This is a genomic window from Klebsiella sp. A-Nf5 (genome assembly GCF_002810545.1).
Taxonomy (GTDB): domain Bacteria; phylum Pseudomonadota; class Gammaproteobacteria; order Enterobacterales; family Enterobacteriaceae; genus Klebsiella; species Klebsiella variicola.
The window spans coordinates 40072-54332 of record NZ_PIOG01000031.1 but is presented as its reverse complement, the minus strand read 5'-3'; the positions used below and the strand labels follow the sequence as shown (position 1 = coordinate 54332).

14 protein-coding genes are annotated in these 14261 nt (G+C 61.2%); 5 read left to right on the top strand and 9 right to left on the bottom strand.

What is annotated here, in order from left to right:
* Nucleotides 1–20: 20 nt before the first annotated feature.
* Together CWM53_RS03865 and CWM53_RS03860 are read right to left on the bottom strand one after the other, a co-directional pair.
* Nucleotides 21–1019 (bottom strand): ABC transporter permease, encoded by a 999-nt coding sequence (locus tag CWM53_RS03865; RefSeq protein WP_012968720.1) that lies wholly within the window; start codon nt 1017–1019, stop codon nt 21–23.
* Complete coding sequence (locus tag CWM53_RS03860; protein ID WP_074386571.1) at nt 1016–2518, bottom strand: sugar ABC transporter ATP-binding protein; 1503 nt, start codon at nt 2516–2518, stop codon at nt 1016–1018. The genes CWM53_RS03865 and CWM53_RS03860 overlap by 4 nt, the downstream gene beginning before the upstream one ends.
* Nucleotides 2519–2681: 163 nt before the next feature.
* On the opposite strand from CWM53_RS03860, the gene CWM53_RS03855 reads away from it, so the two are divergent.
* The 4 genes from CWM53_RS03855 (at nt 2682) to CWM53_RS03840 (ending at nt 5436) form a co-directional block, all read left to right on the top strand.
* Nucleotides 2682–3770 carry an oxidoreductase gene (locus CWM53_RS03855; RefSeq protein ID WP_074386572.1) on the top strand — a complete coding sequence of 363 codons (1089 nt, stop codon included), beginning with the start codon at nt 2682–2684 and terminating at the stop codon, nt 3768–3770.
* Between the two features lie 57 nt (nt 3771–3827).
* Complete coding sequence (locus CWM53_RS03850) at nt 3828–4571, top strand: SDR family NAD(P)-dependent oxidoreductase (RefSeq protein ID WP_012968723.1); 744 nt, start codon at nt 3828–3830, stop codon at nt 4569–4571.
* Nucleotides 4572–4754: 183 nt separating this feature from the next.
* On the top strand, nt 4755–5057 hold the full coding sequence (locus tag CWM53_RS03845; protein ID WP_061155386.1) for a type II toxin-antitoxin system RelE family toxin: 303 nt from the start codon (nt 4755–4757) through the stop codon (nt 5055–5057).
* Entirely contained in the window at nt 5032–5436 is a 405-nt protein-coding gene (locus CWM53_RS03840; protein ID WP_002893905.1) for a helix-turn-helix domain-containing protein, read from the top strand. Before CWM53_RS03845 ends, CWM53_RS03840 begins: the two co-directional genes overlap by 26 nt.
* Here CWM53_RS03840 and CWM53_RS03835 read toward each other — a convergent pair.
* From CWM53_RS03835 to entC, 7 genes are all read right to left on the bottom strand, one after another.
* Entirely contained in the window at nt 5433–5630 is a 198-nt protein-coding gene (locus tag CWM53_RS03835; protein ID WP_002893903.1) for a YbdD/YjiX family protein, read from the bottom strand. The genes CWM53_RS03840 and CWM53_RS03835 overlap by 4 nt on opposite strands.
* A gap of 92 nt (nt 5631–5722) precedes the next feature.
* Nucleotides 5723–7828, bottom strand: coding sequence for a pyruvate/proton symporter CstA (cstA, locus tag CWM53_RS03830; RefSeq protein ID WP_100729344.1), 2106 nt, complete (start codon nt 7826–7828; stop codon nt 5723–5725).
* Between the two features lie 355 nt (nt 7829–8183).
* The gene (gene entH / locus CWM53_RS03825) at nt 8184–8597 is read right to left on the bottom strand and encodes a proofreading thioesterase EntH (protein WP_025714607.1); all 414 of its coding nucleotides are present in this window, start codon (nt 8595–8597) and stop codon (nt 8184–8186) included.
* Nucleotides 8598–9353, bottom strand: coding sequence for a 2,3-dihydro-2,3-dihydroxybenzoate dehydrogenase EntA (entA, locus tag CWM53_RS03820; RefSeq protein WP_133123780.1), 756 nt, complete (start codon nt 9351–9353; stop codon nt 8598–8600).
* A complete protein-coding gene (gene entB, locus CWM53_RS03815) occupies nt 9353–10204 on the bottom strand; it encodes an enterobactin biosynthesis bifunctional isochorismatase/aryl carrier protein EntB (RefSeq protein ID WP_074386576.1) in 852 nt (283 codons plus the stop codon). The genes entA and entB overlap by 1 nt, the downstream gene beginning before the upstream one ends.
* A gap of 13 nt (nt 10205–10217) precedes the next feature.
* On the bottom strand, nt 10218–11825 hold the full coding sequence (gene entE, locus CWM53_RS03810; protein WP_100729345.1) for a (2,3-dihydroxybenzoyl)adenylate synthase EntE: 1608 nt from the start codon (nt 11823–11825) through the stop codon (nt 10218–10220).
* 9 nt (nt 11826–11834) lie between these two features.
* Entirely contained in the window at nt 11835–13010 is a 1176-nt protein-coding gene (gene entC / locus CWM53_RS03805) for an isochorismate synthase EntC (RefSeq protein WP_100675928.1), read from the bottom strand.
* Nucleotides 13011–13199: 189 nt separating this feature from the next.
* Between entC and fepB the strand changes: the two genes are divergently transcribed.
* Nucleotides 13200–14159 carry a Fe2+-enterobactin ABC transporter substrate-binding protein gene (gene fepB / locus CWM53_RS03800; protein ID WP_100675929.1) on the top strand — a complete coding sequence of 320 codons (960 nt, stop codon included), beginning with the start codon at nt 13200–13202 and terminating at the stop codon, nt 14157–14159.
* Nucleotides 14160–14261 lie beyond the last annotated feature (102 nt).

Below are 14261 nucleotides of genomic sequence, written 5' to 3'. Positions count from 1 at the left end.
GCTGTTTACCCTGTAAAATGTTAAGTACGGCGCTGAAAATAGGTCAGTGCCAGCGCGCCAGCCAGGACCAACCCTTTAATAATGTCCATCGCGTAATACGGCACCGAGAGCATCACCAGCCCGTTGGAGAGCACGCCGAGGATCACCGCCCCCACCAGCGTCCCCAGGGCGTTCGGTTTACCGGAGCCCGCCAGCGAAAAGCCGATCCAGGCCGCCGCCACCGCGTCCATCAGATAGCCGCCGCCGGCGTTGACCTGCGAGGATCCGATACGCGAGGCCAGCAGAATGCCGCCCAGCCCGGCCAGCAGCGAGGCAATCACGTATGCTGCGACTTTGTAACGCGTGATCCGCAGGCCGGAGAGCCGCGCGGCCTCCGGGTTGCCGCCGATGGCGTACATCCGCCGTCCGTGGGTGGTGAACGACAGCGCCAGCTGGGCGACCAGCGTCACCACCAGCATGATGATGACGATGGTCGGCACCTGCCCCAGCGCGCCAAAGCCCGCCGGGATAGTGCCTTCCGCCATCTCGCCGCTCGGCAGCACCATGTTTTCAGTAATCGAACCGCCGTAGCTGTAGGTCATCGCCACGCCCTGAATCACAAACAGGCTGGCCAGGGTGGCGAGCATGTCAGGAATGCGCAGCACCACGATCAGAAAGGCGTTAAACAGCCCCACCAAGGTGCAGAGCGCGAGGGTGATCAGAATCGCTTCGGTGGTCCCCAGGCCATGCCAGACAAACAGGGAAATCACCAGCGCGTTAGCCAGCGATGCCGTCGATCCCACCGACAGATCAAAGCCGCCAATGGTGAGAGAAATCGACACCCCGATGGCAATCACCGTGACAATCGCGATCGAGCGCAGAATGTTGATGATGTTGAACGGATCAAGGAAGTTGTCCGAGGCGAGGCCAAAGACCGCCACCAGCAGCACCACGGTCAGCAACATGCCCCACTTATAGAGAAAATCAAAAAATCGCTGACGGCCCGATACCGTCGCGTTTACTGCCAGGGCCTTGCTCACGCTGCCGCTCCTCCGGTTGAATAATAAAGCAACGTCTCTTCCCGGGCTTCCGCGCCGGGGATCTCCGCCACAATCCGTCCGTCCCATAGCACGCAGATGCGGTCGCATAAACCGACCAGCTCGGCGAATTCACCCGAGGCATAAATCACCCCTTTGCCTTCCCGCGCCAGACCATCGATCAGCATGAACAGATCGGTTTTCGCTTTCACATCGACCCCTTTGGTCGGTTCGTCAAAAATCAAAACATTGGCATGACTGCGCAGCCATTTGCCAATGGCCACCTTCTGCTGATTGCCGCCGGAAAGACGGCGCAGCGTCTGCCCCGGGCCAGTGGCGCGCACGCCGAGGCGGGCAATCACCTCCTCCGCCCAGCGCCAGGCCTGCCGATGGCCAAACAGGCTCCAGCGCGAAAAGCTGTTATCGGCGCTGACCGCCAGGTTCATCGCGATCGGCTCTTCGATGAAAATGCCCTCTTTGCGCCGCTCCTCCGGGACCAGCGCCAGGCCGCGCCCCACCGAGTCGGCTGGATCGCGCGGTCGCCACGGCTGGCCGTTCAGCTCGCCACGCTGCACCCGGCTTTTGCTGGCGCCGAACAGCGCTTTGCACAGCTCGGTTTTGCCCGCGCCGGCCAGCCCGGCGATACCAAGAATTTCCCCCTTCCGCAGGCGCAGCGAAATATCCTGCAGCAGCGCCTCATCATGCAAACCGTCAATCTGCAGCAGCACCTCTTCGCCGTGCGGCGGGCGCGGCGGCGGGAAGATATCGCTCAGCTCGTGGCCCAGCATCTTTTCGACAATCTGTTCGCCGCTCAGCGGCGCCATCGGGCCGCTTTCAATCAGCCGCCCGTCGCGCAGCACCGTCAGGGTGTCGCAGATTGCCTTCAGTTCATGGATACGATGCGAAATAAACACCACCCCGATCCCCTGCTGCTGCAGACGGCGTACTACCGCAAACAGGCGCTCACTTTCATGCTGATCCAGCGGCGCGGTGGGCTCATCCAGAATCAAAAAGCGGCAATGATGCGACAGGGCGCGGGCCAGCAGGATTTGCTGTTTTTCGGCGAGCGTGCAGCTGTCAATGGAGCGTCTGACGTCCAGCGCCACGTCCAGCTGCGCCAGCGCCTCGCGCGCCAGCTGCCGAACCCGCGACCAGCGAAACGCCATGCCCGGCTCCGCCAGCCTGTCCAGCATGATGTTTTCCGCAATGCTCAGGCCCGGTACCAGCGCCACATCCACCTCCTGCTGTACCAGGTGGATCCCCAACTGTTTAGCATCCCGCGGCGAACGAATGGTGACCGGCTGATCGTTGATCGTCACCTCGCCCTGATAGTGAGCATGCGTCCCGCACAGCACGGCCATCAACGTCGACTTACCCGCGCCGTTGGCCCCGGTCAGGGCATGCACCGACCCGCCATGAAGGGTAAAGTCCACCTTGTTCAGTGCCTGAAAGCCGGAGAAGGCCAGGCTAATGTTATGCATCTCAAGGCGGTTCGCGCTCATCACTGTTCCCGTGCGGTAATTAATCTTCTGATTTAACGAATTTTTCATAGCCGCCGCTGGCTGACAACTGCGTAAAAAGCATAAGATACAACGAAATAATATTAGCCATCTGGATGTCCAGACATAACATCAGTTTAGCCCAACACCTATAAGGACAGCTTCCATGAGCAACAGCGACATCCGCGTCGTACCCGGCCCGGCCAACTATTTCTCCCACCCTGGCAGCCTTGAGCGGCTGAGCGATTTTTTCAGCGCCGACCAGCTCTCGCGGGCGGTGTGGGTCTATGGCGAGCGCGCCCTGGCCGGTGCCGAACCTTTTCTGCCGGCGGCCTTCCACCTGCCGGAGGCAAAAAAGATCCGCTTTACCGGCCACTGCAGCGAACGCGACGTGGCGGAGCTGGTGCAGGCCTCCGGTGACGATCGGGCGGTAGTGATTGGCGTCGGCGGCGGCGCGCTGCTCGACAGCGCGAAAGTGCTGGCCCGCCGCCTGGGGGTACCGCTGGTGGCCATCCCGACTATCGCCGCTACCTGCGCGGCGTGGACGCCGCTCTCGGTGTGGTACAGCGACGCCGGACAGGCCCTGAATTTTGAGATCTTCGATGACGCCAACTTCCTGGTGCTGGTCGAGCCGCGCATCATTCTCAACGCCCCGGCGGAGTATCTGCTGGCGGGCATTGGCGACACCTTAGCCAAATGGTATGAGGCCGTGGTGCTGGCGCCGCAGCCGGAGGCGCTGCCGCTCACCGTGCGGCTGGGGATTAACGGCGCGCTGGCGATCCGCGACGTGCTGCTGGCCAGCAGCGAAACGGCGCTGGCGGACCAGCGCCGCGGCGATCTGACCCAGGCGTTTCGCGATGTGGTAGATGCGATTATCGCCGGCGGCGGGATGGTTGGCGGGCTGGGGGAACGTTACACCCGGGTCGCCGCCGCCCATGCGGTGCACAACGGACTGACGGTGCTGCCGCAGACGGATAAATTCCTCCACGGTACCAAAGTCGCCTACGGCATTCTGGTACAGAGCGCCCTGCTTGCTCAGGACGATGTGCTGGCGCAGTTAGTGCAGGCGTATCAGCGCTTTAACCTGCCGACCACCCTGGCGGCACTGGAGGTCGATATCAATAACCGCACAGAACTGGACCGGGTCATTGCCCATACCCTGCGCCCGGGCGAGTCGATTCACTATTTACCGGTGACGTTAACCCCTGAGGTTCTGCGCGCGGCGTTTGAGAAGGTGGAATACTTCAGCCGTTAATCACCCCGACCGTCTATACCTAATGATGATTCTCACCACTCTCGCAACGAGGTCATCATGCAGATCGATTTAACAGGTAAGAAGGCGCTGGTTACCGGCGCCAGCCGTGGGTTGGGTCGCGCAATCGCGCTGTCGCTGGCACGCGCCGGTGCCGATGTGGTTATTACGTATGAAAAATCGGCCGATAAAGCCCAGGCAGTCGCCGATGAAATAAAGGCGCTGGGTCGGCACGGCGAGGCGGTGCAGGCCGACAGCGCCAGCGCGCAGGCGATTCAGGATGCCGTCACCCATGCGGCCCGGTCCCTCGGCGGGCTGGATATTCTGGTCAACAACGCCGGGATCGCCCGCGGCGGCCCACTGGAATCCATGACGCTGGCGGACATTGACGCGCTTATCAACGTCAATATTCGTGGGGTGGTCATCGCCACCCAGGAAGCGCTGGTGCATATGGCCGATGGCGGACGGATCATCAATATCGGCAGCTGTCTGGCTAACCGCGTGGCCATGCCGGGCATCGCGGTTTACGCCATGACCAAGTCCGCCCTCAACGCCCTGACCCGTGGCCTGGCGCGTGATTTAGGCCCTCGCGGGATCACCGTTAACCTTGTCCATCCAGGGCCGACCAACAGCGATATGAACCCGGAAGACGGGGAACAGGCGGAAGCCCAGCGCCAGATGATTGCGGTCGGTCACTACGGCCAGCCGGAAGACATCGCCGCGGCGGTTACCTTCCTCGCCAGCCCGGCCGCCGGGCAGATCTCCGGTACGGGGCTGGACGTGGATGGCGGTTTGAACGCCTGATCGCACATTTTCTGCAAGCCTCTGTCACCCGGCAGAGGCCTTCCCGCTCCGCCTCGACGGGTTGCGTTTTGCCTCTTACCTGCGTTTTTTCTCCGCTCTACAGTACCCCATAAGAAATTCGGAATTTATCTAATAGTCTTATTATTTCCTTATATTTTGTGTGGGCGTACAGTGGAGGTACAGATGAAGATTGTCTGGTCAAAAACGGCAGATAAGCAATTTTCTAAAATCGATAATCGGTATAAGAGCCGCATTAAATCCAGGCTGGAGAAGATGGATGATAAAGCTTCACCTATCTCGGATATCAAAAAATTGTCCTCTCCCGAAAACCACTACCGGCTGCGATTAGGTGATTACAGAGTCATCTACACCTTTGGGGATCCGCCGGGCGATACCTGCTACGTCGTGGCGGTTAAACGCAGAACCACCACCACCTACCTTCATGAGGAACATACCGAATATGACTATTCAGTACATCAAGGATGAAGAAGGAAAAGACCAGTATGTCGTCATTCCTTACAGTGATTACTTTCGTATGCGCCTGGCGCTGCTGGAGTACGACGACGAGGATGAAAACGATTGGGAAGATATTCCTTATGAATCAGACATCTATGATAACGTCATGCTGCCTGGCGAAGTATGCGACGTGATGCATAAAGAAAACGTCAGCCTGCAGGCCGCGTGGCGCATCCTGCGCGGGCTATCCCAGCAGGAGGTCGCGGCTAAACTCGGCATCAGCCAGTCCGCGGTGTCACAGCTGGAAGCGCTGGACTCCCGTCCGCAGAAGCGCACCCGCGAGAAGCTGGCGGCGATTTACGGCTGTACCCAGGAGCAAATCAGCCTCTATCTCCCCAAAGAGGGCTAACAGCACTTCGCCCCGCCCTTGCCGCCGTAGCGCGCGTCCTGGCGCTCGCGAAAGAACTCTTCATAGGTCATCGGCGTCTGATCCGGGTGGGTTATTCGCATATGCTCGACGTAGTTATCGTAATCCGGCACGCCGATCATCATCTTCGCCGCCTGGCCTAAATATTTTCCCGCTTTGGAAAGGGTGTCGAACATAAGTCATTTCTCTTTTGTTTTCCTCTCCCAAAGGGAGAAGGAGGATCAGAAATGTAGGCCGGGTAAGGCGAAGCCGCCACCCGGCACACCGGTTAATGCGCCCCTTTCGCCTGGGTCTCAATCGCGTTCAGGTTTTCAGGCATTGGCTCATACGGCGTCTCTTTCGCCGTCGGTTTGTCCTCTTTCAGCGCCGCCAGCGCGGTTTTAATCGAGAACAGCGCCAGCACCACCACCACAATCATAAAGAAGATGGTCAGCCCGGCATCGAGACGGTTGTTAAACACCAGCTGCGCCAGCTGTGATTCGGTATATTGCGGCGGAATGGTGCCGCTGTCGATCATCGCCTGGAATTTATTAGCGATCGCCAGGAAACCGACTTTGGTGTCCGGGCTGAACGACTTCTGCCAGCCGGCGGTCAGGGTACAGATCAGCAGCCAGCTGGTCGGCAGCAGCGCCACCCACGCGTAGCGCTGGCGTTTCATCTTGAACAGGACCACCGCGCAGAGCATCAGCGCCATCCCCGCCAGCATCTGGTTGGCGATACCGAACAGCGGCCACAGGGTGTTAATCCCGCCCAGCGGATCCACTACCCCCTGATGCAGGAAGTAGCCCCACGCCAGCACGCACAGCGCAGTCGCCAGCAGGTTAGCCGGCAGCGAGCTGGTTTTTTTCAGCCCCGGGCTAATCACGCCCAGCAGATCCTGCAACATGAATCGCGCCGCGCGGGTGCCGGCATCAACCGCCGTCAGGATAAACAGCGCCTCAAACAGAATGGCGAAGTGGTACCAGAACGAGACATCCATCAGCCCGCCCAGCGAGCCGTGCAGGATGTAGGCCATCCCCACCGCCAGGGTTGGCGCGCCGCCGGCGCGGGAGATAATCGACTGTTCACCCACCTCACTGGCGATCTGATGCAGCGTATCAGGCGTAATGCTAAAGCCCCAGCCGCTCACCACCTGCGCCGCCGAGGCGACGACATCGGTGGTTCCCGCCGGCGCCAGCACCGCCATCGGGCTGTTCATCGCGAAGTAGACGCCCGGGTCGATGATACAGGCCGCCACCAGCGCCATAATGGCGACGAAGGATTCCATCAACATGCCGCCGTAGCCGATAAAGCAGGCCTGGCCTTCGTTGGCCAACATTTTCGGCGTGGTGCCGGAGGAGATCAGCGCGTGGAAGCCGGAGACCGCGCCGCAGGCGATGGTGATAAACAGGAACGGGAACAGGTTGCCGCTCCACACCGGGCCGGTACCGTCGACGAACTTGGTCAACGCCGGCATGGTCAGGGTCGGGCGCATAATCAGAATGCCAATCGCCAGCCCAACAATGGTGCCGATTTTCAGGAAGGTGGAGAGGTAGTCGCGCGGGGCCAGCAGCAGCCAGACCGGCAGTACCGCGGCAATAAAGCCGTAGCCCACCAGGATCCAGGTCAGCTGTACGCCGGTGTAATCAAACCACGGCGCCCAGGTCGGGCTTTCCGCCACCCAACCGCCGGAGATGATGGCGAACACCAGCATCACCAGGCCGATCACCGACACCTCGCCGATGCGTCCCGGACGCAGGTAACGAATATAGATGCCCATAAAGATCGCCAGCGGAATAGTAAAGGCGACGGTATAGGTGCCCCACGGGCTGTGGGTCAGCGCTTTCACCACGATCATCGCCAGGACCGCGAGGATGATGACCATGATCATAAAGCAAGCCACCAGCGCCAGGACGCCTGCGGTCGGCCCCATCTCCTCTTTGACCAGTTCGCCAAGCGAGCGGCCATCGCGACGGGTCGAAACAAACAGCACCATAAAGTCCTGTACTGCCCCGGCCAGCACCACGCCGGCGAGGATCCAGATCATCCCCGGCAGGTAGCCCATCTGCGCGGCGAGCACCGGGCCCACCAGCGGTCCTGCCCCGGCAATCGCCGCAAAATGGTGACCGAACAGCACTTTCTTGTCGGTTGGAACGTAGTCGAGGCCATCGTTATGCCGCACCGCCGGCGTCATTCGCGTCGGGTCAACGCCGAGCACGGTTTTGGCGATATACAGACCATAGAAACGATACGCGATCAGATAGACGCAGACCGCGGCGACGACAATCCACAGCGCGTTGATCTGCTCACCCCGGTTTAAGGCGATATAGCCGAGGGCAAAGGCGCCGATCACGGAGAGCAATGTCCAGATGAGGTATTTCCCTGAATTATTCATTGTTGTGGTCCACCGGTAGGGTAATCAGGATGTTACATTTTGTTTCTAGATCACAACGCAGAATTTAACAACATCGAAACAGCGCAGATGCCGTACGCCCACAGAGATTTGTCTCACATTGCTAGCGAGATCACTTAAGGCAGGAAAATGAATGAAAGGATTACCGTGAACGGTGCCGTTTTTTTTGTCGGGTGGCGGCTAACGCCTTACCCGACCTACAGATCCGTAGCCCGGCTAAGCGCAGCCCGAGCAGGGAAATTCCCGGATGGCGGCGCGCTGCGCCTTATCCGGGCTACTCATTGCGCCGATACGTAGCCCGGCTAAGCGTAGCGCAAGCCGGGGAAATAGCGGCTCCTTAGCCCAGCACCGCGGTGCCCAGACGACAAGTACAGCAGCGCCGCCCCTTCTCGTCATACACCACTATCTCCCAGCTCTGGCTCTGGCGGCCAAGATGTAGCGGACGGCATTCGCCGCGCACTTTCCCGCTGGAGACCGCCCGGTGATGGCTGGCGTTCAGCTCAGTCCCGACGACGCACTGCCCCTCTTCGGTCATCAGCCAACCGGCCATCGAGCCCAGCGTCTCCGCCAGCGCCGCGGAAGCGCCGCCGTGCAGCAGGCCAAACGGCTGATGGGTGCGCGCATCCACCGGCATCTCCGCCTCCAGCAGCCCCGCTTCCAGCCGGGTGTAGACGATCCCCAGATGCGCCACCATGGTGTTTTCGCTGCTGGCGTTCAGCGCCGCCAGCGTGAGCTCTCGCTTCCAGGCCATTTACGCCCCCAGCGTCGAGCCGCCATCAACCACAATATCCTGCAGGGTAATATGGCTGGCGTGAGAAGAGGCGAGGAACAAAATGGTATTGGCGATCTCCTGCGGACGGGCGATTTTGCCCAGCGGGATCCCCAGCTTAAACTGCTCGCCGAAGCCGCGGATCCGCTGCTGCTCGGCATCGTAGCTAACCCACAGGGTGCGCTGCATATCAGTATCGGTAGAGCCCGGCGAGACCAGATTACAGCGCACCCCGCTGCCCGCCAGCTCAAGGCCAACGGTTAACGCCAGGCTTTTCAGCGCCGCTTTCGAGGCGCCATATGCGCTCATGCCGATACGCGGCGTATGCGCGGCATCGGAGGCGACGGTAACGATCGCCCCGCCCCGCTGACGGCGGAACTGGGCCATCGTCTGCTGAAACAGATTAAACGCGCCGCCAACGTTGACCGCGAAGGTTTGCTGCCAGTCTTCCGCGCTCAGCTGATCGGTGGCGCCCATGCGCAGGATCCCGGCGGCGTTCACCAGCACGTCCAGTCGTTCGATGTTGTTGAGCAGCCGCGCGCACACGTCGCGAACCTGGTCGGCATCGGCGACGTCCAGCGTTTCGGTGGCAAACGGGTAGCCTTCGCCGGCAAAGGCAAGGTCGAAACCGGTGACGTTAGCCCCGGCCTCGACGAAAGCCAGCGCGGTGGCATAGCCGATCCCTTTACCTGCGCCGGTCACCCACACGGTCTGGCCGCGAAAATCCAGCGCCGCCATTATTGCACCTCACGGGAGAGCAGCGCCCACCAGGCGTCGATGGTCGGGTTCTTCGCCAGCATCACGAAGTCGATATCGCCGTGCACTTTGCGCCAGCGGGCGGCCAGGGCCATCATCCGCACCGAATCCAGACCGTAGTCGATCAGGTTTTCATCATCCAGCGGTTCGTCGGATTCGTCGAGCAGCGGCAGGATCAGCGCGCGCAGCGCCGCTTTAGAAGCCGGCAGAGGCAGCAATTCTTCGGTCATCACCACGCGGCCGGAGCGGCCGGCGACGTATTTCAGCGCCATCAGGTGCTCTTCACGGCTGAAGTCCGCCAGGGCGTCGGCGACAAAGAACGGTTTGATATCGCGCATGAAAGCATCGGTGGCGGTGGTCATGCAGCCGATATGAGCATAAACGCCGGTGATGATCAGCTGGTCGCGGCCGGCCTCTTTCAACATCTCCTCCAGCGGCGAGCGATGAAATGCGCTGTAACGCCATTTCACCAGCACGGTATCGTCTTCATCCGGCGCCAGCGCGGCAATCACCTGCTGTTGTTCCGGCGAGCGGGTCAGACCCGGCCCCCACATATCATTCAGCAGCGCCCGATCTTCATCGCTCTGCTCTTTCGGCTGGGCGGTGTAGTACACCGGAATGCCGTTCTGTTTGCAGAAGTCGCGCAGGGCGGCAATATTCGCCACCACTTTCTCCATCATCGCGCTGTTTTCGCCCCAGAAGTTGAGGAAATACTCCTGCATATCGTGGATCAGCAGCGCGGCGCGCGACGGCTCAAAGGCCCAATTGACTTTGTTCGCCGGGATATCGCTGGCTTCCGGCAGCGCATATGCCTGTAATTTAGGGATTGCCATTCTCTGTTCTCCTTCAGCCCAGCTTGCCTTCGGCCAGCCACTGACGTAATTGTTTTTTATCGACTTTGCCCACCGGCGTCAGCGGCAGCGCGGCAACGCACTCCACGCGATCCGGCAGTTTAAATTCAGCCACCCCCTGCTCGCGCAGGAAACGGCGCACCGCGACGGCGCGCAGTGGCGAGGTCACCACCAGATAAGCGCAGCTTTTCTCGCCCAGCAGGTTGTCTTCGATGCTGACCAGCGCGGCGTGGATCACCGCCTCATGGCGCAGCAGCAGGTTTTCGATCTCTTCGGCGGCGATCTTCTCGCCGCCGCGGTTGATCTGATCTTTTTCCCGGCCCTGGACGGTGATATAGCCGTCTTCGTCGATCGAAATCAGATCGCCGGAGCAGTAAAACCCGTCGGCGTCAAAGGCTTCTGCGTTATGCTGCGGGCTGTTGTAGTAGCCGCGGAAGGTGTACGGCCCGCGGGTCATCAGACGGCCCACTTCGCCGCGCGGCAGCGGGTTGCCATCGGCATCCGCGACCCACACTTCATCGTCCGGGCACATCGGGCAGCCCTGGGTATGGATGATCCGCTCCGGGCTGTCGTTAAGGCGGGTGTAATTCACCAGCCCTTCCGCCATGCCGAACACCTGCTGCAGCTGGCAGCCGATTTCCGCCGGAATGCGCGCGGCGAGGGTCGCCGACAGGCGCGCGCCGCCGACCTGCAACAGCTCCAGCGATTGCAGTTGCGCGTTGCTGCCCCATTCATGAATCGCCTGCAGCCACAGGCTGACCGCCGGCGGCACCAGCGAGGCAACGTTGATCTGATGTTGTTCAATCAGCGGGAAACAGAGGGTGGCGCTCGGGTCAGCGGCGAGGATCACCCGCCCGCCGGCGAGGAAGACGCCGAGCGAACCCGGGGAGCTCATCGCATAGTTATGCGCCGCCGGCAGCGCGTTGAGGTAGCGCGTCTCAGCGTTAATCCCGCAGATCTCGTTGCTGCGGCGGATACTGTAGTCGTAATCGTTATGGGTGCGCGGGATCAGCTTCGGCGTCCCGGTGCTGCCGCCGGAGAGCTGGAAAAAGGCCACTTCGTCGGCAGGGGTTGGATTGGCGACAAAGTTATCCGCCGGGCGGTTAATCTCCGTCGCCAGATCGCGCTCGCCGCCGTCGTTACGCAACAGTGCGACGCGCAGGGAAGGATGTTCAGCGATAAACGCATGGAGGAAGCTATCGTCAGCAAACAGCGCGTGCTCGCGATCGGCAATCAGCAGCGCCGGTTTAATCTGCGCGGCGTAGGCGTTAAGCTCGCTGCGCTGATGGCTGAACAGCGCGTTCACTGGCGCGACGCCGATGCGCAGCAGCGTGAAGAAGGTGATGTAAAACTCGGCGACGTTGCCCAGCTGCACCAGCGCGGTTTCCCCGCGCTTCAGTCCCTGGCGCTGCAGCGAGCAGGCAAGGTTGTCCACCAGCTGATTAAACTGGCGGTAGCTAATCTGCCGCTCGCCATCGATAATCGCCACGGCGTCGTTTTCCGCGTGACGGGTGATCAGATTGGTTAACGGCAGATCCTGCCAGTAGCCTTTTTGACGATAGCGGGCCGCGAACGCCTCCGGCCAACGGGTAAATGCAATCATCCTTGCCTCTTAATTCAAGCCAAATACGTTAAGCATGGTGGTCAGTTTGACGCCGGTTTCGCGCCATTCGCCCAACGGCGAGGAGGCCGGAACGATGCCCGCGCCGGCAAACAGGCGCAGTGTACGCTGCTGCAGACGCGCGCAGCGGATGGTCACCACCCATTCGCCGTTGCCTTCATCGTCACACCAGCCGACGATGCCGCCGAACAGCTGGCGGTCGAAGGGTTCCAGTTCGGCAATCAGGCGCTTCGCCACCTGGTGTGGGAAGCCGCTCAGCGCCGGGGTCGGGTGCAGCAGACAGGCCAGCGACATGGCATTTTCTTGCGCCAGCGCGGTGCCTTCGATTGGCGTCGCCAGATGCCAGAGCGTCGGCGTCGTGATCAGCTGCGGCGATGCCGGCAACGACAGCTGGCTGCTGCGCGGGCCCAGCACGCTCTTCATCGCCTGGGTCACCAGCTCGTGCTCGTGGCGATCTTTGCCGGATGCCAGCAGCCTGTTACCCGCTTCCCGGTCCAGCACATCGTCCGGTTGACGACGAGCGGAGCCAGCCAGCGGCAATGAGCTGAAGCGCGGCCCTTCTTTACGCAGCAGCAACTCCGGGCTGGCGCCCAGCAGCACGCCGCCGTCGGAGAGCGGCACGTGGAAGTTAAAGCTGGCGGGGTTCTGGGCAATCAGTCGCTCCATCAGCGCGCCGCTGTCGACGCGGTCGCGGGTGGTAATATCGATAAGCCTTGATAGCACCACCTTGTCCACTTCCGGGGTGGCGGTCAGCGCGGCAGCGCGTTCCACCATGGCTAAAAACGCGTCCTGCTCCGGGATCTCCCGGCGCTCCACCACTTCCATTGTCTCCAGCGGCGCGGCATAGCGGGCGGAACGCTGTTTTTCCGGGCGGGAGAACGCTTCCCAGCGCTCGGGGATATAGAGCTCGGAAGGCTGACAGGTGTCGAACGGGATAGCCCCCACCATCACCGGCTTGCGGATCCCCGCCGCGCGGGCGTCGGCAAAAGCGGCGGCCAGCTGCTGCTGGAACTCGCCGTTCAGCGCATCGCCGCCGACGGCGGGCTGTGAGAAGCGGCGGAAGCAGCCGGAGGTGCTAAAACTGCGGTACGGCGACATAAAGAAGAAGCTGTCCGGAGACAGGGTCTGGGAGTGTTTCTGTACATCCTCAGCCAGTGACGTTTCCATATCATCCTCCAAAAAACGATAAATATATTACGAATAATTATCATTTGTATTTTGGTTGGCTAACCTAAAAGGTATTGCCCGCCATGTCAACCGCGTTACGTCATTGCACCGCCACTTTGGCTTGCATCCTGCTGATGTAAAGTTGAAAATGAGACGCATTTATTACCTTTCGAATCAGGATGCGATGACGTGAACTTCTTTTCTTTCTGCCGCCGCGGTGTGCTGACCGGCATGCTGTTGCTTTTAGGAATTACCTCAGCCCAGGCGGCGGACTGGCCGCGCCAGATCACCGACAGCTACGGGACGCACACCCTGGCGAGCCAGCCGCTGCGCATTGTCTCCACCAGCGTGACCCTCACCGGCTCGCTGTTGGCGATTGACGCCCCGGTGGTCGCCAGCGGCGCCACCACGCCGAACAACCGCGTCGCCGATAGTCAGGGCTTTCTGCGCCAGTGGAGCGAGGTCGCCAAAGCCCGTAAGCTGGCGCGGCTGTACATCGGCGAACCGAGCGCGGAAGCGGTGGCCGCCCAGATGCCGGATCTGATCCTGGTGAGTGCCACCGGCGGCGACTCTGCCCTGCCGCTGTACGATCAGCTCAAAACGATCGCCCCGACGCTGGTCATCAACTATGACGATAAAAGCTGGCAAACTCTTCTCACCCAGTTGGGGCAGATCACCGGCCATGAGCAGCAGGCCAGCGCGCGCATTGCCGACTTCAATAAACAGCTCGTTTCGTTAAAAGAAAAAATGAAACTGCCGCCGCAGCCGGTGACCGCCCTGGTCTATACCGCCGCCGCGCACAGCGCCAATATCTGGACGCCGGCATCGGCCCAGGGGCAGATGCTCGAACAGCTGGGCTTTAGCCTGGCGACGCTGCCGGGCGGCCTGCCCGCCAGCCATAGCCAGGGTAAACGCCACGATATCGTGCAACTGGGCGGGGAGAACCTCGCGGCCGGTCTGAACGGCCAGAGCCTGTTCCTGTTCGCCGGCGACCAGAAAGATGCGGATGCCATCTACGCCAACCCGCTGCTGGCGCATCTCCCGGCGGTGGCAAGCAAACGCGTCTACCCGCTGGGCACCGAGACCTTCCGCCTTGACTACTACAGCGCCCTGCTGGTGCTCCAGCGTCTCTCCAGCCTGTTCGGCTAACGCGGGCCGTACCATCACTTGCCGGGCGGCACTGCGCTTGCACCGGCCTACAATGCCCGAGACCGTAGGCCCGGTAAGGCGTAGCCGCCACCGGGCATCAGG